Here is a 25725-nt window from a genome sequence, read left to right as displayed (position 1 = left end):
GGTAGCGTGTGATTTCGTTCCGTTCCGGATCGAAACATAAGGAGGGGCCACCTTGTCCGAGCAGGAGTCGACCGCCGACCACACGCTCGCGGAGTCCACCGGGACCATGGACTTACGTGATCGCGATCAGGAACGGGGTGACACGGAGACAAGTGACGTCGTGCGCGGGAAAGCCAGACACGACGGGCGGGAGAGCGTGTTCCGCGCTCCCTACGCGGCGCTGACCTGGGGCATCGTCCTGTCGGTCGGCCTGGTGGCCTTCGAGTCCATGGGTGTGGCCACCGTGCTGCCCGAAATCGCGGGAAAGCTAGGGGGGTTGGGCGCCTACGGCTGGGGCCTGTCGGCGCTGATGCTCGCGAATCTCATCGGCACCGTCGCCGCGAGCCGGGACGCCGACCGGCGCGGTCCCGCACGGCCGTTGGCCCTCGGGCTCGCCGTCTTCGCCGTCGGCTGCGCGGTGGCCGGTTCGGCGGCGAACTGGCCGGTGTTCCTGGCCGGGCGCTTTCTGCAGGGGCTCGGGGTCGGCGCCGTGATGGCGCTCGCGTACACGGCGATCGCGCTGGCCTATCCGCAGCGGCTGCGTGCCCGGATGTTCGCGCTCGTGTCGGGCGGCTGGACCGTGCCGTCGCTGATCGGCCCGACGATCGCCGCCGTGATCGCCGAACGCCTCTCCTGGCGCGGCGTGTTCGTCCTGCTGCTCCCGCTGGTCGCCCTGGCCGCCACGCTTGCGCTGCCGCAGCTGCGCAGGCTCGGCGGTGCCGACCGGGCGCGGACCCGCGACGGCGGACCGTGGTGGGCGACCCCGGTGGCGCGCAGTGTGCTGCTCGCCGCGGGCACCGGCGTACTGCTCGCCGGTCTCGAACTGCGTCAACCGGCCCTGCTCGGCGTGCTCGTCGTGGCCGGCGGTGCCGCGGCGGTGCTCGCGCTGCGCTCGGTGACGCCCCCGGGCACGCTCACCGTGCGGCGCGGGGTGCCGACGGGAGTGGTGCTGCGTTTCCTGCTGTGCGGCGCGTACTTCGGGAGCGAGGCGTTCCTGCCGCTCGGCCTGGTCGAACTGCGCGACCTGAGCGCGACGGAGGCCGGGCTCGGCCTTTCGGCGGGCGCGATCACGTGGGTGCTCGGGGCGGCCTGGCAGGGCAGGGCCGACAGCCGCTGGACCGGGCGGTCTCGGGCGGTGCCGATCGCGGCGGGGTTCGCGGTGCTGCTCGCCGGGATCGCGGTGATGGCGCTGGGCATCCTGGTCGACGCCACGCCGTCGCTGACCGCCGTCGCGGGCTGGGCGATCGGCGGCGCGGGCATGGGCGTGGCCTTCAACGCCGCGACCACCGACACGATGGAGCAGGCGCCGGCCGACCGCCAGGGCGAGGCCAGCGGCGCGATGCAGCTGGCCCAGACCCTGGCGGTCGCGGTCCTCAGCGGACTCGGCGGCGCGGCGGTGGCCTTGTCCGACGCACACAGGTCGTCGGTGTCGATCGCGCTGACGGCGACGTTCGCCCTGACGGCGGCGCTTGCGGCGGTGGGTGTCGTGACGGCGCGGAGGATCAGGCCGGGGGTGGGGTGACGCGGGGCGGGGTCGTACGGGTTGGGGGTCTCGCCGGTACGAGGGGCCGGGCCGCGCGGGTACGGGAGTCCGGGGCCGCGCGGGTACGAGGACGGGGCGGCTGTCAGGCTCCGACGGCCCGTGTCACTCCGGCGGGTCCTCCCCCGTGAGCCCGTCCACCGACTCCCGGATGAGGTCGGCGTGGCCGGTGTGCCGCGCGTACTCCTCGATCATGTCGATCAGGACGCGTCGCAGGCTGGGCGATTCGCCGCGCGCGTTGGTGTACCGGCCCAACTGCTCCGGGCCGCCGTCGGCCAGCGCCTTGTCGACGAGCGCGCGGGAACGCAGCACGGCGGAGCGCCAGAGCGCCAGCAACTCCTCGGGCGTGTCCCCGGCGGCCGAGGTCCAGTCCCAGTCGGGCGTGGCGTCCCAGTCCACCGCGTCCCACGGCGGGCCGGGCTGCCGCTGATCGAACAGCAGTCGGGCGAAGTGCGTGTCCTCGACCAGGGCCAGGTGCTTGAGCAGCCCGCCCAGGGTCATCGTCGAGGCGCCCACCGTCACCCGCATGCCCTCGGCGTCCACGCCCGAGCACTTCCACGCGAAGGTCGCGCGCTGGCGCTCCAGGGAGCCGAGAAGGTGGGCGGTCTCGTCGCCCGCGAGGGGTGGTTCGACTCTGCGTATCGGCTCGTTCGCGCTGGTCACATCAGTCATGGGCGGTGAGTGTAACGGGGCGCACCGACACGCTCGCGGTGCTCGGCGCCCGTACGCGGCCCGCGCCCCGAGCCGGCCGGACCGGCGCCGTCGAGCTCGCCGGGGAGGGCGGTGGGGAGGGAGTGATGCAGGACACGCCATTCCCCGGCATGCCTCTGGGTAGGCGGCGCGTGATCGGCCGGGTTCGTCCCGGGAGCACCACCAGAAACACGGAGGTATCGATGTCCTCGAAGCGACGCCGCAAGAAGAAGGCCCGCCGCAAGAACGGCGCGAACCACGGAAGCCGTCCCCAGTCCTGAGGACGGCGCGGCAATCGAGGGCGGCACGGTGACGTGCCGCCCTCGAGGCGTTCGACGGACCATTTCTCAGTTGGCGTCGACGCCGAGGACCCGGTAGCTCTTGACCTGCTTCCGGTCCTTCCATTCGAGCTCGCTGAAGTAGGAGTTCTCGGTGACCTTCTGGCCGGGGCCGACGTTCGAGAAGCTGGCGTAGAGAGTTTCGAGCCGGTCGCCCCTGGCGTCGACGGCCTCGATCTCGACGAAGAAGTCGTGCCGCTTCTTGGTGGGGTTCTGCAATTCGACGTCGACGATGAAGCTGCCGATGCTGTCGGTCTTCGTCTTGACGACCTTCGCCGCGTCAATGAGCTTCTTCTCGTCGACGGAGGGGGTTTCCTCCGGGCTCTCGGGCTCTTCGACTCCGACGGCATCCTCAAGGGCGGATGCCGCTTGTTCCTTGCCGACGCCGTCGTCCTTGGTCTTCTCGGCGGCGCAGGCACCCAGTCCGAGGGTGACGGCGACGACCGCCGTGGCGGTGATGGAGGTCTTCTTGACCCGCATGAAGGCGCTCTCTCCGTTGAACGACACGTGACACCTAGAAGGTAGGGAACGTGTCAGAACGCCTTTGACGAGAGAGGTCCCCTCCGACCGGGGCGTTTGCCCTCTCTCCGCCGGGCCGATGGTCCCGCCCCGCTCGGGCCGCCGAAGCGCGCGGTCCGTGCGCGGGTCACCGCTCGCCCCGCGCGTAGCCGTCCAGCTCGCGCAGCCGTCGGCCGAGTTCGGCCACGCCGATCGCCGCCGCCAGTGGTGTGTCGCGAAGGGGCTCGGCGAGGGCCTCCTGAGTGTCGAGGAGGGTACGGCGCCGGGCGTACCAGTCGACGGAGCGCGGAGGGAGCTGCTTGAGCTGCTCCTGCACGATGCGCGCCACCTCCACGATGTCCGCCCGCAGCAGTGCGTCGAGGCGGGCGAGCTGTTCGACCGACGGCAGGTCATGGCAGGCCGACAGGGCTTCCTCTATCAGGGCGGAGCGTCCGGTGGCTTCGCCGGCGTGATGTGGCTCCGTGGGCTGTTGCATGTCGACGCTCCGGGTCTTTCTTCGTCGGCCGTACCCCCGGTCCGTGCCTGCGGACGGGGAGGTTCTGTGGGGTGGGTGACAGGCTGGGGCGGGACGGGCGGCTTCTTGGTCGATCGCGGATGTGGACGGTGGGTTCGGGATCTCCCGGACGACGGCGCGGCAGGTATGGAAGGGACTTCGCCGGGAAGGGCTCGCGGAGATGCAGTTCGGCACCGTGTTTTTCGACGGTGTGCCGACGCAGCCGGGGCGTCGTACACGGGTCGTACGCGGGTCGTACCCGGACCGGACACCGGGGGACTCTGGGCGGGCGGGTCATGGCAGAAGAACGCCCCGCGCCTGCATCAGGGGGCGGGGCGTCGCGCCGCAGCCAGCGAGCGCGGATGGATACGGGAAGCGTATCGGCCACCACTGACAGAGCCGCTGGCGTCGGGGTCCGTGATGGGCGCCCGAGGCCAGCGGCTGTCGAGGTGCCCGTCGGGGGTCGGGCGCCTTGCCCTCTTCTTCCGCCCGGGGTCCCGTACTGGATGCACCTCACGGACACGCGTGCGGGGCCGCCCCCTGAACTCAGCCTTTCCCCCTCTGCAAGTGAGTCCCGGACGGGGAGTAGCATCAGGCCGAACGGGCCTGCGACGAGGAGCGTCGCTCGCCGACCACGGACCGGCTCATCGAGCAGGTCTTACGCCGGGCCGGGCTGCCGGACACGGAGGGGCCGCTCGATGCCCCATCGTGAAGAGGGCAAGGCGCCCGACCCCCGAGTCGATGACCCATCGTAGATGACGCCGCGCTACGGGCCCGGGCGCCACTGCGACGCCGCATGAGCCAGGCGCCCGCTCAAAGGCGCTCCCCTACTCCCCTGGCCGCTTCCCCAACTCATTGATGCCACGCTCGATGAATTACGAGGACTCCTGGCCATTCGGTGACACGGCGATGTTCCCGCTGGCGAGAAGCCTTTCTGCCGCGCCTGGACTGTTTACCCGCGCACTGCTGGTGTGTTGACCACTGAACCGCGCGATGCGCTTCTTCAACGCACCTGACCTGCCACGCACCTGAGACATCCGATCCCCGCCCAAGCACCGCAGGCGACTGGACGTTCTGACCACGTCGCCAGCAGCCCCTACAGTCCAATGAACAGACGCGACAACGGGGCGGCGCCCTGGACGACGCACCTGACAGGCGACGGGTGCGGCCCCATCGCTCCGACGCCGCCGGTCAGCAGGAGAGCGTCACGGCCGGGCTGTGAACGTCGTACTGGATGAGGTCGTTGTCCCAGCCGTGAGCGCGGACTTGGTAGGTGTGGCTGCCGCCCACGCAGGCGACGGCGGTCGAGAAGGTGAGATTGAAGGGGCCCTTCTGCCAGAACTCCGCCTGCTTCACCAGCTCACCGTCACGGAGAATCTTCAGGTAGACCTTCGCGCCGCCGTCCGCGGGCAGCGTGGGACAGTTCCAAGGCGAATTCGCCCAGACGTGGTTTCCGGCGTGCTCGGGATTGTGGACACTCACCGAACACTGCCCCAGCATTTCGGTGCTTGCCGCGGCCGCTGGGGCCGTGCTGATCCCCGGCACTACGGCAGCCAGGACCACGAGGGCGAACAGCCGCTTTGCGGCAGGCATCAGGAACATCGCGAACTCCGAGTCCCGGTCGGGCCGCCGGGTGAATCCCGGACCAGCAAGCCCTCCCAGTCGACACGCAGCGTAGCCGCATATGCACGCAAAGCAACTGAACCGCTTGGGCGGCGGTAGGCCAGCTGCACTCGCGGGGATCACGTTGAAGGCACTGCGGGGGAAGGCGGCTTCACGGCTCAGGTCCCGTCGGCCGCGAGGTGCTCGTAGCAGAATGGCTGTCACCCGCACCGGCCAAGGAGCACGTCGTGGCACCCCTCGCCCTGAACTTGCCCGGCTCGGACGCCCTCCCCCACTGGTTTCAAACCACGGTCGGCGTCGTCCTCCTCGGGCTCGTCGCGGCCCGCCTATGACTGTTCCTTCGCCGATGGAAGCGACCGTCTTCTCCGACGGTGCGCTGGGGAGTTCAGGACGATGAAGAGCACGAATGCCAGCAGGCGCTAGAACTCTCCTGCGCTCAGCTCGAGTTGGTCGCGTCACCGCTCCCCAGCAGTTCACCCTCGACAGGTCAATGGCGAGTGCTGCCAACCTCACACCGTAGTCCCCCGGCTCTCATGCACTCTACGGCCCTAGCCCGCCGGCTTGCTGGCCGAGCACGGCGTGGAGCTGGACGATTCGTCGATCACAGACCACGGCTTCTACGGCGCTTTCGTGGAGTTGAAGGGCGGCTGGCGGGCGCTGGCGATGCCGGTCAGCCGGTCGGAGTTCGAGCACGACTCGACGGCGCCGACGCTGGTGGCGCTGGAGCTGAGGCCGGCTGCCACACCGGAGCGATTGACGGTGTCACCGGCTGTCCCCGTCTGATCGTGTGCGGTGGGGACTCGACCCTGCCTGATTTCCCCTGACCTTGTGGGGTGTTCGCCGCTTCTGGTTGGCGCACGGTCCTTCGTGTGGTTGCGTGCCGTGGGTTGGTCGCTCTTGAGGGACGTGTGTGATGTCGTCGGAGTTGTGTCTGGATGCTGCTCGCCATGTGTGCGAAGTCGCGGCTGGTGGTGCGTTGCTGCCGGGTTCGACGGTGGTCGAGGTGGAGGCCCGTGGTGTGTCGGCGGTGCTGTCGGTCCGGTTGAACATGACGGAGGTGGGGCGTCGGGCCCGGGAGGGTGTGGCTCCGCTGCTGGATATGACGGTGCTGAATGGGCTGTTGCAGTTGCCGGTTGGTTTGCCGGTGCCTGTGGCGTCATTGACGTCGAAGGAGCGGTGGCGGCTGCGGGAGTGCCCCAAGGATGCCGTGGAGCGCAGTGGCGGTCAGCTGGTGCGTCGTGTTGTGTCGCCGCTGGAGGTGGATGTGGCGGTGACGCGGACTCGGCGGCCGGGTAGGCCCGCTCTGTTGCGGGCAGGATGTTTCGGCTCTTACGCCGCGTCGACGGTCTGGCTCGATGGTCCGGCTGCGGGTTCGGAGCTGATGGTGATTGAAGCCGGTATCTACGGCCTTGGTGTGGTGCACGCTGTCGACGGTGAGGCGCCGGAGTTGTTGGTGGCGCCTCGGTCGTCGAGAAGTTTCGGGCATACGGCCGCGGGCTGGTTGTTCCACGAGCAGGTTTATGAGCAGTTACTGGGGTCTAGTCGGGATCTCCTGCCCACACCTTGAGCCAGCGGGGCGTTTCGAGGGCCCCAGGCTTCGAGAGGTCCTCACGTAATTCTTGGTGGGCGTTGCGGGCATCGTGGCAGAGCTGTTGCCAGGCGGACTTGCGGGCGGCGCCGGGGGCGGTGCGTTGCAGGTGATCGGCCCAGGGCAGCCAAGTGGCGATGTTGTGCCTGTTCGCCTCTTCTTGGTCCCTGGCGTTGTGGTCGAATCGGAGCAGACTGGCACCGCCGCAGACCGTGCAGTGGCAGAGCGGCTCGGATCGCCTGCCATAGAGGTCTCGCAGCGTTTCGACGCGGTAGTAGTCCATGAGTTGCGGGTGCAGCACCATCGTCGTGTACCTGTTGGGCCTGCGGCCTCCCGACCCTCCGCTGCCGGGCTTTCGCACGTGCCGCATCATGGTCTGCATGCCGATGGCGGTGAACAGGGCGCCGTGGGCGTAGGCATCAAGGCCGGCGAGGTCGGTGCGTATGAGGGCGACTCGCTGGAGGCTGCTGATGAGACGGCGCAGCCCGGTGGCGGCACCTTTGGCGGCAAGCGGGTTCTTTGCGGCACCGAGGGCGAGGGCTTTGATGTGGGGTAGGTCGGAGAGTTCGGCGATGAGGTAGTCCACATCGTTGGGAGTCCGCAGCCATTGCTGGTCGATCGGCAGGGTGAGGATGGCCTTCTGCGGGTCTAGGTCGCGGACTGCCTGGACGGCGGCGGCTACAGACGGGCGGTCGCCGCCTTTGAGGTAGCGGGTGGGCGTGAGACCGGCCGTTGCGCCGTTGTGGAGCTGCACTTGCTGATGGTGGCGGAGTTCGTCGGCTTCGGTTTCTTCGAACAGGCTGTACTGCCCATTGCGGATGTGGCTTTCGAGCCGGAATGGACCATCGGCGGTGGCGTGGTCGTCGTAGCTGTCGGGATCGACGAGTTGGAGTCGCCTCCCCCTCCCTTGGTGGTGGCCTGTGCCGATGGTCGGCAGGGCATCGGAGCCGCAGAGGATGATGCCGTCGTGGTCCTGGGTGGAGGCGATGTGCCTTGTGCTGTCGCCGGTGCTGGCCCTGGTGTGGACGAGGATCGCGTCTTGCAGCAGTTTCCATGCGGGCTGTATTCGGCGTAAGTGGTCGCCGGGCTGCTCTGTCATCCGCCCCTCCCCCGGTCACGGATCGCAATGTCCCCGTTTCAAAGAGTGCAAGCGGCAGATGACGGAGGCAAGAGGGCGTTCGGGACGACAGCATGCCGTCGTGCATCGTGACGGGCCCGCCAAAGGCTCAGAGGGCTTCGCGAGCCGTGACTCTGCAGGGCTAGGCCTCCGGGAGCTTGGTGTCCTCGTCCATACACCAGTCCTCGATCATGCCGTGTTCGTAGCTGTCGCCGGTGTTGGTCAGGTCGGTTCCCCTGAATTGGGCATCCCTGTGATGGAGTACGTTCGTGGTTCCGTTGAGTGAGGCGCGGCTGAAGTCAGCCCCCTCCATGGCTGAGTTCATCAAGTCGGCGCCGTCGAGCACTGCCTCGGTGAAGTTGGTTCTTGACGCGCTGCAGTCAATGAGCCTGGCGTTTGTGAGGTCTGCCTTCGTGAAGTCGGCGCCAGTGAAATATCCGTTCCCGAACACGCCTCGCAGGTGCGCTCCTCGGAAGTCCAGCTCGTAGAAGCCGTTGCCGGTGTACTCCGGGCGCCTGACGAGCACGGTGAAGGCCGCTTGACGATCGCCGCTGACGTCTTCCTCCGGGTGATCAACGGGTTCGCGTAGGTATGCGGTGAGGACTCGGACAACGGTTATGTAGTCCTTCTGAGAGTCGCCCATGATGCGTTCGAGCGCGTAGATGCCACCGAGTCGTTCGGCTAGCTTGTCGGACCCCAGCAGTTTGATCGCTTCGACATAGCGTCCGGTGACTTGCCCTTCCCGCGTGAGTTCGGCTTGCCGTTCGTCGCGTTCTTGTGTCTCGCGGAGCGTGGTCTCGAACTGCTTCTGGCTTTCGCGGAACTGCTCTTGGGCGTGCTGGAACTCGTCGCGTTCGAGGCGGTGTTTTTCGCGGGTGTAGCAGAGGCCGACAGCCGCGACCAGACCGGCGGCCAGGGCCACGAGGCCGGTGCGGAAGCCGGTGATGACCACGCCGTCGGCGGAGTCGAGCTGGGTCTTGCGGATGTGGAGTCCGTCGAACCACCAGGGGCCTCGCCAGAAGAGGAGGACGAAGGCGGTGGCACCGGCCAGGCCGGCGATGACGGCGAGGCGGCGCTGCTTCCTGGTGTACTGCCGCTTGCCCAGTTCGTCGCCTGACGGCGGCTTGGCACGGTTGTGGCTGATGGCGAGGGCGGCGCCGACGAGGACGACGAAGGCGACTGCGAGGGCGCTGACGGCTACAGCATCACCGGCGCTGACTGAAGCGAGCGGCACTGGGTTCATGGACGAGATCGTGGCGGACCGCCCACCCCGGCGTGGTCGTTTTGCTCAGGTTGAAAGGCCGATCCGAGGCCGGCCTCTACCGCCCGCCGACTTCCCCGTCGTCTTCATTGTCAGCGACCGTACCGACCTCGCCCGTCCCACCGCACGCGTCCACTCGACGACAGTCCCGTTCTCGTCCGCGTCGACGCCGGTGATAGCTTGCCGAGCGTGTCGCCGCCCGAGAGCGCGGTATAAGACCTGATTCCCAATTCTTCGTTTCGTTCGGGACAAGTGGGCAGGTCGTCGCCACGTCTGTCGGCTACGGCCGGTGTGGGGTCCGCCAGCTTTGGTACCGACGGCGCTGAGGCTGCGCGCCGTGCAGCCCCAGCGGGGTCTTGCGGGTGATCTGAACTTCCCCGGCGGCCCGACCCAGTTAGTCGAGCTGCGCGGCCATCACTCGTTCCCGCTCCTCCAGCCGTTCCAACACGGCGGGCTTCAATTGCAAAGCCCGCTGCACGGTGCCAGCCACAGTGGACCGCAGCCGTAATCGGTCCAGTTGCACGAGAGGTAGCACACCGTGTCGCAGCTTCCGGTCCCCACCCCGCACCGGGAATTGCAGTCCACGGCCTGGATGCTCTGAGCGCTCCGGGGCGCAGCGTCTTGCGTGTCAGCAGGGCCCAGCGCTCTGAGAACGACCCGAGCCTCGCTCTCGCCGAACGCTGCCACAACCGCCGCCTCCAGCCCTTCGACGGCTGCTCCCTGCCGGCGCCCCGCGATGATCTGCGGTGCCAGCCGCGTCGCGTCGTCCAGGACGGCGGACTGCCCGGCCGACAGGCGATGTGTCTTCCGGTAGTTCGCGAAGTGCGCCACCCACAGATCGCTCCGAGCGGAAGAGGACAGCGCACCGTAGATGGCGCGCCGATAGTCCGCGGGGTAGGAGGCGAACTCGGAGTAGCGGGAGGGCAGCCGGTCGAGGTTGGCCTTCACCCATCGCGACGCCTTGCTGCCCTTGGCTCGGGTCACAGCCTGCGCGGGTGAGGTCGCCAGGCCGCCGGTGACCAGAAACGTTCCCAGGGCCAGCCCCGGCACGAGCTTGAGGATTCCTCGACGGCTCGGGGGCCGCAGCGCATCGAGGTCGCGGAGCGCGCGCACCACCCGCAGCGAGTCCGACGGCCCCAACAGCCGCGCCAGTCGGAGGGACAGCGCGGTTCCGGTCCAGGCCCGCACCCGGTCGCCGTTGACCGCCAGCAGGGTCGGGGCCCACTCGCCCCCTTCCCCCAGGGCACGCACGCGCAGGTCGCGAATACGCGGTTCCGTGAGGCCCGCGATGGTCAACGTTCCGTCGACGGACACGCGAATCCGATCCACCACTTCTTCGCAGAACCGGCAGTCGGCGTCGAATGCCAAAATCCACTCGGTCACAAGCTCTCCCCATGTCTATGTGTCAAACCGTGCCGTGGTGCCCGTCAAGTGTGCGTTTCACGCTGATCCTTAGCGCGCCGTTGGGAACTTGCACACTTCGACTCCACCTGAAGAGACATCATTTGTCGAGGCGCCTGAAAGCTCCAGTCATTTTGATGAAAATCGAAACGATCCGCATTCGCAGGCGGTGTCGGGGCCGCCGCGTAGGCCAGGCTCCTGCACCGAGGTGGTGGCGCGCACATCCACCTCGGCAAAGGGTTGTGGGCCCTGGGCGTGCCGCAGTCGGATCGGATCGGCGGTCACCGGGGTTGCAGGCCGAGACGGTGCGAGAACAGCGGCCTGGAGCCTGAGATCGCAGGTTCTCGTAGTTCAGCCCCTCACCCCTTCCCCGCTCCCAACGTCAGCCCCGCGATGAAGTGGCGTTGCAGGAGGAGGAAGACGAGGACCGTGGGGAGGGCCACCAGGACCGAGCCTGCGGCCAGGAGGTTGTAGTCGGTGAAGAACTGGCCCCTCAGGTTGTTCAGGGAGGAGGTGATCGGGAGTTTCTCCGGGTTCGAGATGAAGATCAGGGCCCACAGGAAGTCGTTGTAGATCCAGGTGAATTCGAGGGTCGCGAGCGCCGCGAGTGCCGGACGGCACAGCGGCAGCGTGATGCGCCAGAACTGGGTCCAGACCCCCGCGCCGTCCACGATCGCCGCCTCCAGGATCTCCTTCGGGAGCGTCCGCATGAAATTGGAGAGGACGAAGACGCAGAAGCCGATCTGGAAGCCGATGTTGACGACGATGAGCGCCCAGAACGAGTCGTAGAGGGTGAGCGAGTCGGACATCCACCAGGGCAGCGGGATCTTCAGGAAGAGCGCGTAGAGCGGGGTGACGATGACCTGCGGGGGCAGCAGGTTGCCCGCGGTGAACAGCATCAGCAGGACCATTCCGCCGCGTATGCGCAGCCGCGCGACCGCGAAGGCCACGAACGACGCGAGGAACAATGTCGCGATCACCGCGGGTACGGCGATCAGAAGCGTATTGGTGAAGTACGTGCCCATACCGGATTCGGTGTAGGCCTCGCGGTAGTAGTCGAAGGACAGGCGGTCGGGCCAGGAGAAGTAGCCGTGCTCCGCCGTCTCCTCGTAGGGACGCAGCGACGCGTAGACGGCGAGCAGGAGTGGGGCCAGAAAGGCCAGGGACACTCCGGCCAGGAAGAGGGGTACGCCGAATCTGCCGCGGCGGGGCGGGGGTTGGCGGTGCCCGTGCGGGTGCGGGTTCTGGTTCGGGGACTTCGAGGAATTCGAGAGGGCGCGGCCTCGACCCCGGCCCCGGCCGGGGAATACCGCGCGCAGGTCTGCCGTCATCGGTCGCGCGCACCTCGCAGCTCTTGGACCAGGAACGTCACGATGAATCCCAGGGAGACGGTGAGCAGGACGACCGCGATGGCCGAGCCGAATCCGATGCGGCTCGCCTCACCGATGATGTTGTCGGTGATGAGTACGGAGAGCAGTTCGAGGCCGTTGCGGCCCTTGTTCACCGCGTACACGATGTCGAAGGCGCGCAGTGCCTCGATGACCGTGATCACGCCGACGATGACATTGACGGGGCGCAGCGTCGGGAAGACGACGCGGAAGAAGGTCTGACGGGTGCTCGCGCCGTCGATCGCCGCCGCCTCCTTCAGCGCGGGATCGACCGATTTCAGCCCGGCGAGATAGAGGATCATGACATAGCCGGTGTGCCGCCAACTCGCGGCGATCATCATCATCCAGATGTTGAGGTCGGAATCCCCCAGCCAGTCGATGGGGTCCTTTTCATTGCCGATGAGGGTGTTGATGACGCCTTGGTCGGTGCCGAGGAGCAGTTGCGCCATGAATCCGACGACGGCGAGCGAGAGCACCACCGGCATGTAGAGCACGGACTGGTAGAAGCGGCTGAACCGCACGCCGCGGTCGATGAGGACCGCGAGGAGGATTCCGAACGGCGTGGCCACGAGGCCGAGGAAGGCGATCCAGAGGAGGTTGTGGCGGACGGCCGGCCAGAAGGCCGGATAGGTGTCGACGAGGCTTTCGTAGTTCTTTCCGCCCACCCACTCGATGTCGCCGATGCCGTCCCAGGACGTGAAGGACAAGCCGACGGAGGCCAGTGTCGGGCCCCAGATGATGACGGCTTCGATCAGGACGGGAATACCGAGAAGCACGCCGAGGACGACGGTGTCGCGGCGCGTGAAGCGGGCGGGGCCGCGGCCCCGGCGCTCGCGCCCGCCCGGGGGACGGCCTGTCCGGGTCTGCCTCATCGTCAGCCGACGTCCTGCGCGAAGATGTCCTTCTTCTGCCGCTCGATGCTGTTGCACAGGCCGTCGACGTTCTTCGGGTCGTCGATGAAGTCCTGCAACGCCTTGATCATGACGGTCTGCGCGAAGTCGGGGCGGGTGTCGCGGTCCAGGAACTGCGAGATCTGTCGGGCACCCGAGACCAGTTCCGCGGATTTCTTCTGCAACGGGCTGTACTTGGAGGTATCGGCGCCGTCATTGACCGCGACGTTGTTCGGGTCTCCGGCCAGATAGACGTCCTCGGCCTCGGGCGTGCCCAGCCACTTCAGGAGCTCTTTGCCCGCGTCGACGTTCTTGGCCTTCTTCGCGATCAGGAATCCGTCGATCGGCGCCTCCACCGCGTCCTGGCCGTGCGCCGGGTCGATCTCGGGGAAGGCGAAGAAGTCGATGTCGTCGCGTTCGTCCGCGGGGAACTGCTGGCCGGGGTGGGGCATCCCGAAGACGGCCATCGCGGTCTTGCGCTGCTGGAGGCCCTGTCCCGCCTCCTCCCAGGTACGGCCGAGGGCGCCCTTCTGGTAGTACGGCATGAGTTCGCGCCAGAGGTCGAAGACCTTCTTGACCTTGGGGTCGGTCCAGGATTCCTCGCCCGCCATCAGGCTCTTGTGGAAGTCGTATCCGTTGAGCCGCAGGTCGATGTAGTCGAAGGTGCCCATGGCGGGCCAGCCGTCCTTGTCGCAGAACGCGACCGGAATCCCGTCCTTGTGCATCCTCTTGGCCAGGGCGATGAACTCGTCCCATGTCTTGGCCTGTTCGTACCCCTGTTTCTCGAAGAGACTCTTGCGGTGGAAGACGGCCCACGGATAGTAGTAGTACGGAACGAAGTACTGCTTGCCCTCGTGCGTGGACTGGTCCTTCAGCGCGTCGGAGAAGCCGCTGAAGCCCTTCCACACATCACTGATGTCGACCAGCAGGCCCTGTTCCGCGAAGTACTGCATGCGGTATCCGGCGAACCACATGAAGACGTCGTCCGGTGTGGCCCGCAGATAGCGCGTGATGTTCTGCTGGAATTCGTTGTGCTCTGTGGTGTGGACCTCGACGGTCTTCCCGGTCTTCTTCTTGTACGCGTCGAAGGCGTCCTGGAACGCCTTCTTCGGAACGGCGTCCGAGGAGTTGGAGCCCATGGTGACTTCGTTCTTCTTGCCACCGGGCTTCTCACCGCAGGCGCTGAGCAGCGCGGGAAGCGTGACCGCCCCGGCTCCGGCGGCCGCGCCGCGCAGGACGTTCCGACGGGACATCCGATGTCCTGTCATGCCGTGTGGCGTGACGGGACCGCTGATCGATGACTGTGCCATGTCCCCCTCCTCGGGGTGCAACCGAACACAACCGAACGCGAGGGTTGGATCTCACTCCCCAGAGTCACCGCCGTCAAGGGTTCCGGCGCCAGGCGACCGAACCGTTACCGCTCCTCTTCCAACAGAGTCCAACACGCCCTACCGTGAACGCGCAGCCATGACACGTGCGTGCAAACCCCCCATCTTCCGCGAGTACGGAGGAACGTGACGATGCGTCAACTCCCCTTACGCACCACCCGCCGAAGAGTGGTCGGATCGCTGGCCACCGCTTTGCTGTGTGCAGGCGGCCTCGCCGCGCCCGCCACGGCACGCGAATCCGCCGAACCGGCCGCCACCGACAGAACAGCCGCCGACAGAACGGCCTCCGACAGGACGGCCGCCGACAGGGCCGCCGACCCCGACGTGAAGCTCCCAGACGGTCTGGCGCTCACCCCGCCCATGGGATTCAACAACTGGAACTCCACCCATTGCCGCGCCGAGTTCGACGAGGCGATGGTCAAGGGGATCGCCGACATCTTCGTCGAGAAGGGCCTCAAGAAGGCCGGCTACGAGTACGTCAATCTGGACGACTGCTGGGCGCTGCCCGAACGCGACGCCAACGGCAAGCTGGTGCCCGACCCCAAGCGATTCCCCAACGGCATCAAGGCGGTTGCCGACTACGTCCACGCCAAGGGACTGAAGCTCGGCATCTACACCAGCGCGGGCACGAAGACCTGCAACGAGGCCGGTTTCCCGGGTGCGCTCGGCCATGAGCGCAGCGACGCCCAGCAGTTCGCCGACTGGGGCGTCGACTACCTCAAGTACGACAACTGCAACAACCAGGGTGTGGACGCCAAGCAGCGGTACATCGCGATGCGCGACGCGCTGAAGGCCGCGTCCGAGACCACCGGCCGGCCCATCGTCTACAGCATCTGCGAGTGGGGCGAGAACAAGCCGTGGGAGTGGGCCGCCGACGTCGGCCATCTGTGGCGCACCACCGGTGACATCAGTGACAACTGGGGCTCCATGCTGTCGATCATGAAGCGGAACCTGCCGCTCGCGAAGTACGCGGGCCCCGGCCGCTGGAACGACCCCGACATGCTGGAGGTCGGCAACGGCGGCATGACCGACACCGAGTACCGCACGCACTTCTCGATGTGGTCGATCATGGCGGCGCCGCTGCTCATCGGCTCCGACCTGCGCAAGGCCTCGCCCGAGACCTACGAGATCCTCGGCAACGAAGAGGTCATCGCCGTCGACCAGGACCCGCTGGGCAAGCAGGGCGAGGTCGTCTCCTCCGAGGCCGGCCGCTGGGTCGTCGCCAAGGAGATGAAGGACGGCAGCCGCGCCGTCGCCCTCTTCAACGAGACCGAGAGCGCCCAGCGCATCGCCACCACCGCGAAGGCCGTCGGCCTGCCCGCCGCCGACGGGTACACGCTGCGCGACCTGTGGCGGCACAAGAGCTACCAGACCGCGGGCGGCATCTCCGCGACCGTGCCCGCGCACGGCACCGTCCTGCTGCGCGTGTCGGCCGACGGCAAGTGGAGCACGTACCCGCCGGCCGTCGAACTCGGCCTGAGCGGCGGCGACTTCTTCGAGGCCGGCAAGGCCACGCCGGTCACCACCTCGGTCACCAACCTCGGCCGCGTGCCCGCCAAGCGCGTGGCCGCCTCGCTCGGCGCGCCCGAGGGCTGGCAGGTCAAGGCCACCTCGCCGACCACCGCCCGTTCCCTGGCGACCGGCAAGGCGCTGCGCACGTCGTGGCAGGTGACCGCGCCCGCGGGCACCGCACCGGGGTCGTACGACCTGGCGCTGAAGGCGACGTACCGCTCGCCGAGCGGCGTGCGCGCCGAGAACGTCCTGCCGCTGGCCGTGCGCGTGGTCGTCGCGCCGCCCGCGGGGGCCTCGGCGCTCGGTGACCTGCCGTGGCTCTCGATGACCAACGGCTGGGGCCCCGTCGAACGGAACACCAGCAACGGCGAGGGCGCGCTCGGCGACGGCAAGCCGATCACCATCGGCGGCAAGGTGTACGCCAAGGGGCTCGGCGCGCACGCCGAGAGCAACGTCGCCTACTACGCGGGCCGTTCCTGCGAGAAGGTGACCGCGGACGTCGGGGTCGACGACGAGACCCTCACCGGCGGCACGATCGCCTTCGAGGTCTGGGCGGACGACAAGAAGGTGGCGTCGACGGGCGTCCTCACCAACGCCATGCCCGCCCAGGCGCTCTCCGCCGACGTGACCGGCGCCCAGGTCGTCCGCCTCGTCGTCACCGACGGCGGAGACGGCATCTACGCCGACCACGCGGACTGGGCGGAGGCGACGCTGACCTGCTGAGCGGCGCCCTCCCGCCGGGGCCGGGGACACGGGTCACCCGAGCCACGAGTGACCCGGCTACGGAGCCACCGGGCTGCGTGACCCGGCGTGCCCCGCCCCGGCACCCGCTCCGGCACCGCTCCCGGCCGCGCCCCGCCCACCGCCGAGCGCTGCCGCCGCCGCTCCCACCAGACCGGCGTCCGTGCCCATCAGCGCGGGCGCCACGGTGAGCCTGCGTACGAAGGACAGCGTCGCGTACTCCCGCAGGGCGCGGCGCAGGGGGGTGAAGAGCACGTCGCCCGCCTTCGCCACTCCCCCGCCGATCACCGCGATGTCGATCTCGACGAGCGTGGCCGTCGCGGCGATCCCGGCGGCCAGCGCCTGCGCCGCGCGCTCGAAGGAGGCGAGAGCCACCGCATCGCCCGCGCGGGCGGCGCCCGCCACCGCGGCGGCCGTGGTGTCGCCGTCGGGGCCGGGGAGCCAGCCGCCCTCCAGGGCCCGGCGCGCGATGTTGGGCCCGCTGGCTATCCGCTCGACGCAGCCGCGCGCACCGCACGGACAGGACTCGCCGTCGAGGTCCACGCTGATGTGGCCGATGTGGCCGGAGTTCCCCGTGGGGCCCGGGTGCAGCTTGCCGCCCAGGACGAGGCCGCCGCCGACGCCCGTCGAGACGACCATGCAGAGCGCGTTGTCGTGCCCGCGGGCCGCGCCCTGCCAGTGCTCGGCCGCCGTCATCGCCACGCCGTCGCCGACCAGTTCGACGGGGAGCCCGCCGGCCAGCTCACGGACCCGGGCCACCAGCGGATAGCCGCGCCAGCCGGGGACGTTGACGGGGCTGACCGTGCCGGCCGACGCGTCGACGGGACCCGCGCTGCCGATGCCCACGGCGCCCGTCCGGGCCCACAGGTCACTGGTCGTCAGCTCCCGCAGGACCTCTTCGACCGCCCGCATCACGGTGTCGCCGTCCTCGCGCGCGGGCGTCGGCCGCTGGGCGCGCAGGAGGATCCGGCCGCGGCCGTCCACCAGGGCTCCGGCGATCTTGGTGCCGCCGATGTCGAGTGCGGCGACGAGGTCCATGTGCATCTGTGTCGGGTCTCCTGGTGTATCGGCAGGCCGGAGAGTGCGAAGGACAGTCTCTCTTGCTTCTGACAACGTTGTCCAGGCCCTATGCTCGACGCCACATGCTCATGCCGGGCCCCTCGGGCGAACCGTGGACACCCTGCGGAAGTACCTCGTACGAACCGTGGAGAGACCGCGGACGTACGGCGTACCCGCCGCGGATGTCGGCGGGACGTGCCTCGGGCGCCCCCTGAGCGACCGCATGGACGACAGGACAGGACAGCGCACCGTGGCCGAGACCGCCGCCCGCCGACCCGAGAACCGCTATGGCAACCGTCCGACCATGAAGGACGTCGCCGCGCGCGCGGGAGTCGGCCTCAAGACGGTGTCGCGCGTCGTGAACGGCGAGCCGGGCGTCACGCCCGACACCGAGCGCCGTGTCCAGGAGGCCATCGAGGCCCTGGGCTTCCGCCGCAACGACAGCGCGCGCGTGCTCCGCAAGGGCCGCACCGCCAGCATCGGTCTCGTCCTGGAGGATCTCGCCGACCCCTTCTACGGCCCGCTGAGCCGCGCCGTGGAAGAGGTCGCGCGGGCGCACGGCGCGCTCCTCATCAACGGTTCGAGCGCCGAGGACCCGGACCGCGAGCAGGAGTTGGTGCTCGCTCTGTGCGCGCGGCGCGTCGACGGGCTCGTGGTGATCCCCGCCGGTGACGACCACCGCTATCTGGAGCCGGAGATCGCCGCCGGTGTCGCCACCGTCTTCGTCGACCGGCCCGCCGGGCGGATCGACGCGGACGTGGTGCTCTCCGACAGCTTCGGCGGCGCGCGGGACGGCGTGGCGCACCTCATCGCGCACGGCCACCGCCGCATCGGCTTCATCGGTGACCAGCCGCGCATCCACACCGCCATAGAGCGGCTGCGGGGCTACCGGGCCGCCATGGAGGACGCGGACATCCCCGTCGACGAGGCGTGGGTGTCGCTCGGCCTCACCGATCCCGAGCGGGTCCGGACGGCGGCCGAGTCGATGCTCTCGGGGCCCGAGCCGGTCACGGCGATCTTCGCGGGCAACAACCGTGTGACGGTGACCGTGGTCCGGGTGCTCGCCTCGCTGGACCGGCCCGTGGCGCTGGTCGGCTTCGACGACTTCGAGCTCGCCGACCTGCTCGACCCGGGCGTGACCGTCGTCGCGCAGGACGCGGCACAGCTGGGCAGGGCGGCTGCGGAACGGCTCTTCCGGCAGCTCGACGGCGTGACGGAGGCCCCGGAGCGGGTGGAGCTGCCGACGCGGCTCATCATGCGCGGGTCGGGGGAACTGCCGCCCGCGCGGTGAGCCCGACGCATGACGAGACGGGTCATGCGCGGCCGGGGGCCTCGCGCCCTCGTGTCGGCTTCAGGCCAGGAAGACGACCGCCAGGGCGATCAGCGTGCCCAGGGCCACGACGCCGCCGATGACGCCGAAGACGCGCGCGACGTTCTGGCCGGTGGGCTTGGTCTCCTCCCAGCCCAGGGCCTGCGCCGCGCCGCGGATCAGGCGGTGGCCGTCGGCGGACGCGAAGCTGTGGCGTTCGGAGCCGTCCAGGGAACGGCCCCAGGTCCGGTAGCGGCTCCGGCCCGTCGTCACCGTGCGTCCGCGGGCCGGGCCGGGGCCGTGCTGCTCGGTGACGACGACGTCCGTCATCACGAACGTCCTCTCCCGCGGGCTCAACACGACCCGGTAGGTGTGCACTTGAGTGGTGTACCGGCTCGTCTGGGGGACGTCGGCCACCAGGTCGAAGCCCCGCTCCGTCCGCCGCAGCCGGTACTCCGTGCCCGTCGCCGCCGTGACGGCCGACTGGACGCGGGCGTACAACTCATCGGCCCCGCGCGTTAGTTGGGGATCACTCAAGGGCGCGCCCATTCTCTTCTCGTACGGGGGGTCAGCAGGTCGGCAGGCCGGGCAGCGGCTTGTCGTTGTCGCCGCCCTTGAGGTAGACGTCGCTGACGAAGACGTTCGTGTTGCCGCTGTCGTCGTCCGTCTTGGCCCACCAGACGTTCGTCCACTGGCCGTACGTCTCGCGGCGGCCCAGGTTCTGCTGGCAGTAGAAGTAGTTCGTGCCGGCGTTCAGGGTGCCGGCCTCGGCGCCGCCCGCCGTGTACGACTTCGCGGTGCGCCAGACGTCGCAGTCGTACTTGCCGCCGCCGGCCGGGTGGCAGGCGCGGTCCGGCGCGGAGCCGCCGCCCGAGCCCGCGGAGCCGCCCTCGGTGGGCTTGGTGGTGGGGTCGGGGCGCGAGGCGGGCTCGTCGCCGTCCTTGGCCTTCCCCTTGTCGCGGTCCCGCGTGTCTTCGTCCTTGCCGGCGTCCTCGGTGCCGTCGGACGGCTTCGCGTCGGGCTCGCGGTCCTTCGCGTCGCCCTGCTCCTTCGGCTTCGGGCGCTTCGACTCGCCGCCGCCGAGGGGGCCGCGGCTGCCGTCGTCCTCGTTCGCGTCCGCGCGCCCCGGGCCCGTGCCCTCGCGCGCCTGGGTGTTCGTGTCGTCCTTGTTGTTCAGGACCGCGACCGTGACGCCGGTCGCCGCGAGGACCACGGCGACGGCCGCGGCGGAGAGCAACGCGCGACCGCGCCGCGGGCGTTGCGTGGACCGCGTCTCGGCGCGACCGGCGGCCACGGCTTCCCGCTGCCCGACGACGGGAGCGGCGCCGGGCTGCCCGGGCCCCTGCGCCACGCCCGGGGACGGCATCGCGGACGGCGGTCCGAACCCCGGCGGCGGCCCGCTCGGGATGCTGCGCTCCGTGCCCGCGTACGACACCGGAGCGGTCTCCCCCGGCGCGGCGGCGGTCGCGCCGCCCACGCCCGTGCCGCCGAGAGCCCCCACCCCGGCGAGCAGCCGCTGCGCCGCGTCGGCGTCGGGGCGCGCGTGCGGCTCCTTGTGCATGAGCTGTCGCAGTACGGGGGTGAGCGGGCCCGAGCGGCGCGGCTCGGGGAGCGGGTCGACGACGATCGCGGTGAGCGTGGACCACGTCGACGTGCGCCGGAAGGGCGAGGAGCCCTCGACCGCGGCGTACAGGGTGGCGCCGAGCGCCCAGACGTCGGAGGCGGGGCCCGGGTCGTGGCCCTGGGCGCGCTCGGGCGCCAAGTAGTCCAGGGAGCCGACCAGTTCGCCGCTGCGGGTGAGGTGGGTGGCCGAGCCGTCGCCGGGGTCGTCCATCGTGGCGATGCCGAAGTCGGTGAGGACGACGCGGCCGCCGGTCTCCAGGAGGATGTTCCCGGGCTTCACGTCGCGGTGCAGGACGCCCACGCGGTGCGCGGCGGCCAGGGCCTCCATGACCTTGGCGCCGATGGCGGCGGCCTCGCGCGGGTCGAGGGTGCCGCGCTCGCGCAGCACGTCGTCCAGGGAGGGGCCGTCGACGAGCTCCATGACGATGAGGGGCCGTCCGTCGACCTCCGCCACGTCGTGCACGGCGACGACTCCGGGGTGGCGCACGCGGGCGGCCGCGCGGGCCTCGCGCTGCATCCGCAGGCGCAGGTCGGCCAGTTCGGGTCCGGCCGTGTCCGTGTACGTCCGCAGTTCCTTGACCGCGACCTCGCGGTGCAGCACCTCGTCGACGGCGCGCCACACGACGCCCATGCCGCCGCGCCCGAGCTGCGCCACGACGCGATAGCGCCCGGCGAGGAGCCTGCCGACCCCGCCCGTCTGTTCCTGATCCCCCGAAGACACCGCTGCCCCGTTCCTGCGACACCACATTGCGTGGCGTACAGACTACGGGGCAGCTGTGACGGTCCGGGACTTCTGTTACTCGCCTGGCACCGTAGAGTGCCGGATCCCTACTTTCCGGACGCCGTGAGGTCGCCGCGGCGCGGTCCGGCGAAGCCCTGGAGGCGGGCCAGGGTCAGGCCGGTGAGGCGGGTCACCTCGCCGGCGTCGAGGGCGCCGCAGTCCAGGCCGCGCAGCAGGTAGCCGGCGAGTGCCTTGGCGGTGGCGGGCTCGTCGGCCACGTCGCCGCCCTCGTGGTGACCGGCATAGGCGGCCAGGCGCGCGGCGGCGGCCTCGAAGCCCTCGCGGTAGAACGCGAACACGGCGGCGTAGCGGGTGGGGATGTGGCCGGGGTGCATGTCCCAGCCCTGGTAGTAGGCGCGGGCCAGGGCGCGGCGGGTCAGGCCGTAGTGCAGCCGCCAGGCGTCGTGGACCTTCGCGGTGGAGCCGACGGGCAGGACGTTGGTGGAGCCGTCGGAGACGCGGACCCCGGTGCCTGCGGCGGCGACCTGCATGACGGCCTTGGCGTGGTCGGCGGCCGGGTGGTCGCTGGCCTGGTAGGCGGCGCTGACGCCGAGGCAGGCGCTGTAGTCGAAGGTGCCGTAGTGCAGGCCGGTGGCGCGGCCCTCGGCGGCCTGGATCATCCGGGCGACGGCGGCGGTGCCGTCGGTGGCGAGGATGGACTGGCTGGTCTCGATCTGGATCTCGAAGCCGATCCGGCCCGGCTCGAGGCCGCGCGCCTTCTCGAACTCCTCCAGGAGCCGCACCATGGCGGTGACCTGCTCGGGGTAGGTCACCTTGGGCAGCGTCAGGACGAGGCCGTCGGGAAGACCGCCCGCCTCCATGAGGCCGGAGAGGAAGATGTCGAGGGTGCGGATGCCGCGGTCGCGTACCGCTTCCTCCATGCACTTCATGCGGATGCCCATGTACGGGGCGGCGGTGCCGTTCTTGTACGCCTCGGCGACCAGACGGGCCGCGCGGGCGGCGTCCTGGTCCTCGTCGGCGCCCTTGTAGCCGTCCTCGAAGTCGATGCGCAGGTCCTCGACGGGCTCGCGCTCCAGCTTGCCGCGCACGCGCGTGTAGACGGCCTCGGCGAGGTCGTCGCCCAGGCCGAGGACGGACGCGAAGGACGCGGCGTCCGGGGCGTGCTCGTCGAGCATCGCGAGGGCCTCGTCGCCCCAGGTGCGGATCGAGTCGGCGTCGAACCGCTCACCGGGGACGTAGACCGTGTGGACGGGCTGGCGGGTGCCTGGGTCTCCGGGATAGCGGCGCTCCAGCTCCGCGTCCACCGGGGCGAGGGAAGCGCTGATGCCCTCGCTGACCGCGCCGGCGAGGCTCGTTGCCACCTTCTCTTGCTGACCCATTCCTGCATCCTCCACACGCTCGGTGCCGCGCCCGGCATTTCCGCTTCACGGAATCAACAATCCGTATAGCGAAGTTATCCGTGACCTTCGTGCTGGTCAACACCCTCTCGCGTCCTGGACCCGTCCTCGACCTCGGGAGTTCACGCGTGTCCCGCATTCTTCTCGCGCTGTCTCAGATCCTGCTTCCGCACGCGTGCGCGCGCACCCCATCCTGGCCGCGCGCCCCGAACCGAAGGAGACCGTGTGCCGACCGACTCCCGTGTCACACGCCGTTCCGGACTGCGGACCGTGTTCGCAGCGGCCGCCGCCCTGCCCCTGTTCAGCACGGCGCTGTCCGCCGGTCCGGCGCACGCCGTGGAGCGACCGGGCCGCCGCCTGGAGGTCATGTCGTTCAACCTCCGGTACGCGAGCGCCACCCCGCCCAACAGCTGGCCCGAGCGCCGCCCGGTGACCCGGGAGCTGCTGCGCCGCGCCAGGCCGCACGTCATCGGCACCCAGGAGGGCCTCTACCAGCAGGTGCGGGACATCGCGGCCGACCTCGGCCCGCACTACGACTGGCTCGGCACGGGACGCGCGGGCGGCAGCCGCGACGAGTTCATGACGGTCTACTACGACACCCGCAGGCTCGCCCCGGTCGCGTACGACCACTTCTGGCTCTCGGACACCCCCGACGTCATCGGGTCCAACACCTGGGGCGGCGGCTCGATCCGCATGGTCACCTGGGTCCGCTTCCACGACCTGCGCACCGACCGTGAGCTGTACGTCCTCAACACCCACCTCGACAACGCCTCGCAGAACGCACGCGCGCGTGCCGCGCGTCTGATCGTCGAGCGGATCGGCCGCCTCGACGCCTCCCTGCCGGTGATCGTGACGGGCGACTTCAACGTGGCCGCGCACAAGAACCCGGTGTACGAGACGCTCCTGGGCGCCGGGCTCGTCGACACCTGGGACGCGGCGGACCGGCGCGGCAAGGCGTACGCCACCTTCCACGGGTACAAGCCCCTCACCCCGGACGGCGACCGCATCGACTGGATCCTGGCGAGCCGGGGGACACAGGTCCACGAGGCGTCGATCAACACGTTCTCGCTGGACGGGCAGTTCCCGAGCGACCACCTGCCGGTGCAGGCGAGCCTGACGCCGTGACGCGCGAAGGCCCCCGGCCCCGCGGCGCGCGGGAACGGGGGCCTTCGGCGATCGACGGGCTCAGCCCTTGCGGGACTTGACCTCTTCGGTGAGCTGCGGGACGACCTCGAAGAGGTCGCCGACCACGCCGTAGTCGACCAGGTCGAAGATCGGGGCCTCGGCGTCCTTGTTGATGGCGACGATCGTCTTCGAGGTCTGCATGCCGGCGCGGTGCTGGATCGCACCGGAGATACCGGACGCGATGTACAGCTGCGGGGAGACCGACTTGCCGGTCTGGCCCACCTGGTTGGAGTGCGGGTACCAGCCGGCGTCGACCGCGGCACGCGAGGCGCCGACGGCGGCACCGAGCGAGTCGGCGAGGTTCTCGATGATCGAGAAGTTCTCGGCGCCGTTGACGCCGCGGCCGCCGGAGACCACGATCGCGGCCTCGGTCAGCTCGGGGCGGCCCGTCGACTCGCGCGGGGTGCGGGCGACGACCTTGGTGCCGGTGGCCTTCTCCGAGAAGGTGACGGCGAGGGCCTCGACGGCGCCCGCGGCCGGGGCGGCCTCCACGGCGGCCGAGTTCGGCTTGACCGTGATGACCGGGGTGCCGTTGGAGACACGGGACTTGGTGGTGAAGGAGGCGGCGAACGCGGACTGCGTGGCCACCGGGCCCTCGTCGCCGGCCTCGAGGTCGACGGCGTCCGTGATGATGCCGGACTTGATGCGGACCGCGAGACGGGCCGCGATCTCCTTGCCCTCGGCGGAGGACGGGACGAGCACGGCGGCCGGGGATACGGCGTCGTACGCGGCCTGGAGGCCGTCCACCTTCGGCACGACGAGGTAGTCGGCGAACTCGGGGGCGTCCGCGGTGAGGACCTTGACCGCACCGTGCTCGGCGAGCGTGGCGGCGGTGGCCTCGGCGCCGGCACCGAGGGCGACGGCGACGGGCTCGCCGATGCGGCGGGCCAGCGTAAGCAGCTCCAGGGTGGGCTTGCGGACGGCGCCGTCCACGTGGTCGACGTAGACGAGAACTTCAGCCATGGGACTTCAATCTCCTGCGATTACGAAGAAGTTGGGGCGGTTGAGGGGTGACTGAAGCTCAGATGAACTTCTGGCCCGCGAGGAACTCGGCGAGCTGCTTGCCGCCCTCGCCCTCGTCCTTGACGATCGTGCCGGCCGTGCGGGCCGGACGCTCGGCGGCGGAGTCGACCTTGGTCCAGGCACCCTCGAGGCCGACTTCCTCGGCGTCGATGTCCAGGTCGTCCAGGTCGAGCGACTCCACCGGCTTCTTCTTGGCGGCCATGATGCCCTTGAAGGACGGGTAGCGGGCCTCGCCCGACTGGTCCGTCACGGAGACGACGGCCGGCAGGGACGCCTCCAGCTGCTCGCTGGCGGTGTCGCCGTCACGGCGGCCCTTGACGACGCCGCCGTCGACGGAGACCTCGGAGAGCAGCGTGACCTGCGGGACGCCGAGACGCTCCGCGAGGATCGCCGGCAGCACGCCCATGGTGCCGTCGGTGGACGCCATACCGGCGATGACCAGGTCGTAACCGGTCTTCTCGATGGCCTTGGCGAGCACCAGCGAGGTGCCCATCACGTCGGTGCCGTGCAGGTCGTCGTCCTCGACGTGGACGGCCTTGTCGGCGCCCATGGACAGCGCCTTGCGCAGCGCGTCCTTGGCGTCCTCGGGGCCGACGGTCAGCACGGTGATCTCCGCGTCGTCCGCCTCGTCGGCGATCTGCAGCGCCTGCTCGACCGCGTACTCGTCGAGTTCCGAAAGGAGGCCGTCGACGTCGTCGCGGTCGACGGTCAGGTCATCGGCGAAGTGCCGGTCGCCGGTGGCGTCGGGCACGTACTTCACACAGACAACGATCCTCAAGCTCACGCCGGCTCTCCTACTGCATCGTCTTTACTGGGCTGCTGCCTTGGCTCATGGCCACTGCCTTCTTGCAGGCAGCAT

At 69.7% G+C, this 25725-nt stretch carries 21 protein-coding genes and 1 pseudogene; 6 read left to right on the top strand and 16 right to left on the bottom strand.

Features of this window, described 5'->3' with window-relative positions:
* Positions 1-52: 52 nt before the first annotated feature.
* Positions 53-1561 carry an MFS transporter gene (locus tag AB0L89_RS16400; RefSeq protein WP_365140836.1) on the top strand — a complete coding sequence of 503 codons (1509 nt, stop codon included), beginning with the start codon at positions 53-55 and terminating at the stop codon, positions 1559-1561.
* Between the two features lie 123 nt (positions 1562-1684).
* Here the strand turns inward: AB0L89_RS16400 and AB0L89_RS16395 are convergent, their stop codons facing one another.
* The 4 genes from AB0L89_RS16395 to AB0L89_RS16380 form a co-directional block, all read right to left on the bottom strand.
* Positions 1685-2251 carry a DinB family protein gene (locus AB0L89_RS16395; RefSeq protein WP_365140833.1) on the bottom strand — a complete coding sequence of 189 codons (567 nt, stop codon included), beginning with the start codon at positions 2249-2251 and terminating at the stop codon, positions 1685-1687.
* Between the two features lie 365 nt (positions 2252-2616).
* Positions 2617-3114 (bottom strand): hypothetical protein, encoded by a 498-nt coding sequence (locus AB0L89_RS16390; RefSeq protein ID WP_365140830.1) that lies wholly within the window; start codon positions 3112-3114, stop codon positions 2617-2619.
* Between the two features lie 139 nt (positions 3115-3253).
* Positions 3254-3601, bottom strand: a complete 348-nt coding sequence (locus tag AB0L89_RS16385; RefSeq protein ID WP_365140827.1) for a DUF6415 family natural product biosynthesis protein — start codon at positions 3599-3601, stop codon at positions 3254-3256.
* Between the two features lie 1209 nt (positions 3602-4810).
* On the bottom strand, positions 4811-5221 hold the full coding sequence (locus AB0L89_RS16380; RefSeq protein WP_365140824.1) for a hypothetical protein: 411 nt from the start codon (positions 5219-5221) through the stop codon (positions 4811-4813).
* A 582-nt stretch (positions 5222-5803) separates the two neighbouring features.
* Here AB0L89_RS16380 and AB0L89_RS16375 point away from each other — a divergent pair.
* Positions 5804-6025, top strand: coding sequence for a hypothetical protein (locus AB0L89_RS16375; RefSeq protein ID WP_365140821.1), 222 nt, complete (start codon positions 5804-5806; stop codon positions 6023-6025).
* Positions 6026-6155: 130 nt separating this feature from the next.
* Positions 6156-6809 carry a hypothetical protein gene (locus AB0L89_RS16370; RefSeq protein ID WP_365140818.1) on the top strand — a complete coding sequence of 218 codons (654 nt, stop codon included), beginning with the start codon at positions 6156-6158 and terminating at the stop codon, positions 6807-6809.
* Here AB0L89_RS16370 and AB0L89_RS16365 read toward each other — a convergent pair.
* The 6 genes and pseudogenes from AB0L89_RS16365 to AB0L89_RS16340 form a co-directional block, all read right to left on the bottom strand.
* Positions 6781-7929 carry a hypothetical protein gene (locus tag AB0L89_RS16365; RefSeq protein ID WP_365140815.1) on the bottom strand — a complete coding sequence of 383 codons (1149 nt, stop codon included), beginning with the start codon at positions 7927-7929 and terminating at the stop codon, positions 6781-6783. The two genes, AB0L89_RS16370 and AB0L89_RS16365, sit on opposite strands and share 29 nt — an antisense overlap.
* Positions 7930-8089: 160 nt before the next feature.
* Entirely contained in the window at positions 8090-9190 is a 1101-nt protein-coding gene (locus AB0L89_RS16360; protein WP_365140812.1) for a pentapeptide repeat-containing protein, read from the bottom strand.
* Between the two features lie 474 nt (positions 9191-9664).
* On the bottom strand, positions 9665-10591 hold the full coding sequence (locus AB0L89_RS16355) for a bacteriocin fulvocin C-related protein (RefSeq protein WP_365140809.1): 927 nt from the start codon (positions 10589-10591) through the stop codon (positions 9665-9667).
* Between the two features lie 377 nt (positions 10592-10968).
* Positions 10969-11820: pseudogene (locus AB0L89_RS16350) on the bottom strand (carbohydrate ABC transporter permease); the annotation flags it as partial.
* Between the two features lie 116 nt (positions 11821-11936).
* Entirely contained in the window at positions 11937-12869 is a 933-nt protein-coding gene (locus tag AB0L89_RS16345) for a sugar ABC transporter permease (RefSeq protein ID WP_365140806.1), read from the bottom strand.
* Positions 12870-12871: 2 nt separating this feature from the next.
* Positions 12872-14140, bottom strand: coding sequence for an ABC transporter substrate-binding protein (locus AB0L89_RS16340; RefSeq protein ID WP_365140803.1), 1269 nt, complete (start codon positions 14138-14140; stop codon positions 12872-12874).
* A 267-nt stretch (positions 14141-14407) separates the two neighbouring features.
* Here AB0L89_RS16340 and AB0L89_RS16335 point away from each other — a divergent pair, with 267 nt between their 5' ends.
* On the top strand, positions 14408-16510 hold the full coding sequence (locus tag AB0L89_RS16335) for an NPCBM/NEW2 domain-containing protein (protein WP_365140800.1): 2103 nt from the start codon (positions 14408-14410) through the stop codon (positions 16508-16510).
* Between the two features lie 57 nt (positions 16511-16567).
* Here AB0L89_RS16335 and AB0L89_RS16330 read toward each other — a convergent pair whose 3' ends face one another.
* Positions 16568-17572 carry an ROK family protein gene (locus AB0L89_RS16330; protein WP_365140797.1) on the bottom strand — a complete coding sequence of 335 codons (1005 nt, stop codon included), beginning with the start codon at positions 17570-17572 and terminating at the stop codon, positions 16568-16570.
* Positions 17573-17810: 238 nt separating this feature from the next.
* On the opposite strand from AB0L89_RS16330, the gene AB0L89_RS16325 reads away from it, so the two are divergent.
* Positions 17811-18878 carry a LacI family DNA-binding transcriptional regulator gene (locus tag AB0L89_RS16325; RefSeq protein ID WP_365140794.1) on the top strand — a complete coding sequence of 356 codons (1068 nt, stop codon included), beginning with the start codon at positions 17811-17813 and terminating at the stop codon, positions 18876-18878.
* Between the two features lie 60 nt (positions 18879-18938).
* On the opposite strand, the gene AB0L89_RS16320 is transcribed toward AB0L89_RS16325, so the two are convergent.
* The 3 genes from AB0L89_RS16320 to AB0L89_RS16310 form a co-directional block, all read right to left on the bottom strand.
* Entirely contained in the window at positions 18939-19445 is a 507-nt protein-coding gene (locus tag AB0L89_RS16320; protein WP_365140791.1) for a hypothetical protein, read from the bottom strand.
* A 19-nt stretch (positions 19446-19464) separates the two neighbouring features.
* Positions 19465-21240 carry a protein kinase gene (locus AB0L89_RS16315; protein ID WP_365140788.1) on the bottom strand — a complete coding sequence of 592 codons (1776 nt, stop codon included), beginning with the start codon at positions 21238-21240 and terminating at the stop codon, positions 19465-19467.
* Between the two features lie 107 nt (positions 21241-21347).
* Entirely contained in the window at positions 21348-22640 is a 1293-nt protein-coding gene (locus AB0L89_RS16310) for an aldolase/citrate lyase family protein (protein ID WP_365140785.1), read from the bottom strand.
* Between the two features lie 243 nt (positions 22641-22883).
* Here AB0L89_RS16310 and AB0L89_RS16305 point away from each other — a divergent pair, with 243 nt between their 5' ends.
* The gene (locus AB0L89_RS16305) at positions 22884-23783 is read left to right on the top strand and encodes an endonuclease/exonuclease/phosphatase family protein (protein WP_365140782.1); all 900 of its coding nucleotides are present in this window, start codon (positions 22884-22886) and stop codon (positions 23781-23783) included.
* A 60-nt stretch (positions 23784-23843) separates the two neighbouring features.
* Here AB0L89_RS16305 and AB0L89_RS16300 read toward each other — a convergent pair whose 3' ends face one another.
* Entirely contained in the window at positions 23844-24806 is a 963-nt protein-coding gene (locus AB0L89_RS16300; protein WP_365140779.1) for an electron transfer flavoprotein subunit alpha/FixB family protein, read from the bottom strand.
* A gap of 58 nt (positions 24807-24864) precedes the next feature.
* Positions 24865-25650 carry an electron transfer flavoprotein subunit beta/FixA family protein gene (locus AB0L89_RS16295; RefSeq protein WP_365140776.1) on the bottom strand — a complete coding sequence of 262 codons (786 nt, stop codon included), beginning with the start codon at positions 25648-25650 and terminating at the stop codon, positions 24865-24867.
* Between the last annotated feature and the right edge of the window lie 75 nt (positions 25651-25725).

Origin of the sequence: Streptomyces sp. NPDC052114, assembly GCF_040680155.1 — a bacterium.
GTDB lineage: Bacteria > Actinomycetota > Actinomycetes > Streptomycetales > Streptomycetaceae > Streptomyces.
This window is presented reverse-complemented; position numbering and strand designations above follow the sequence as displayed.

What these genes read in the sequence shown, in the direction of transcription:
- AB0L89_RS16395 (WP_365140833.1), bottom strand. Translation starts at nt 2,251, where the DNA reads ATGACTGATGTGACCAGCGCGAACGAGCCGATACGCAGAGTCGAACCA.
- AB0L89_RS16385 (WP_365140827.1), bottom strand. Translation starts at nt 3,601, where the DNA reads ATGCAACAGCCCACGGAGCCACATCACGCCGGCGAAGCCACCGGACGC.
- AB0L89_RS16380 (WP_365140824.1), bottom strand. Translation starts at nt 5,221, where the DNA reads ATGTTCCTGATGCCTGCCGCAAAGCGGCTGTTCGCCCTCGTGGTCCTG.
- AB0L89_RS16370 (WP_365140818.1), top strand. Translation starts at nt 6,156, where the DNA reads ATGTCGTCGGAGTTGTGTCTGGATGCTGCTCGCCATGTGTGCGAAGTC.
- AB0L89_RS16365 (WP_365140815.1), bottom strand. Translation starts at nt 7,929, where the DNA reads ATGACAGAGCAGCCCGGCGACCACTTACGCCGAATACAGCCCGCATGG.
- AB0L89_RS16360 (WP_365140812.1), bottom strand. Translation starts at nt 9,190, where the DNA reads ATGAACCCAGTGCCGCTCGCTTCAGTCAGCGCCGGTGATGCTGTAGCC.
- AB0L89_RS16345 (WP_365140806.1), bottom strand. Translation starts at nt 12,869, where the DNA reads ATGAGGCAGACCCGGACAGGCCGTCCCCCGGGCGGGCGCGAGCGCCGG.
- AB0L89_RS16340 (WP_365140803.1), bottom strand. Translation starts at nt 14,140, where the DNA reads ATGTCCCGTCGGAACGTCCTGCGCGGCGCGGCCGCCGGAGCCGGGGCG.
- AB0L89_RS16335 (WP_365140800.1), top strand. Translation starts at nt 14,408, where the DNA reads ATGCGTCAACTCCCCTTACGCACCACCCGCCGAAGAGTGGTCGGATCG.
- AB0L89_RS16330 (WP_365140797.1), bottom strand. Translation starts at nt 17,572, where the DNA reads ATGCACATGGACCTCGTCGCCGCACTCGACATCGGCGGCACCAAGATC.
- AB0L89_RS16325 (WP_365140794.1), top strand. Translation starts at nt 17,811, where the DNA reads ATGGACGACAGGACAGGACAGCGCACCGTGGCCGAGACCGCCGCCCGC.
- AB0L89_RS16320 (WP_365140791.1), bottom strand. Translation starts at nt 19,445, where the DNA reads ATGGGCGCGCCCTTGAGTGATCCCCAACTAACGCGCGGGGCCGATGAG.
- AB0L89_RS16310 (WP_365140785.1), bottom strand. Translation starts at nt 22,640, where the DNA reads ATGGGTCAGCAAGAGAAGGTGGCAACGAGCCTCGCCGGCGCGGTCAGC.
- AB0L89_RS16300 (WP_365140779.1), bottom strand. Translation starts at nt 24,806, where the DNA reads ATGGCTGAAGTTCTCGTCTACGTCGACCACGTGGACGGCGCCGTCCGC.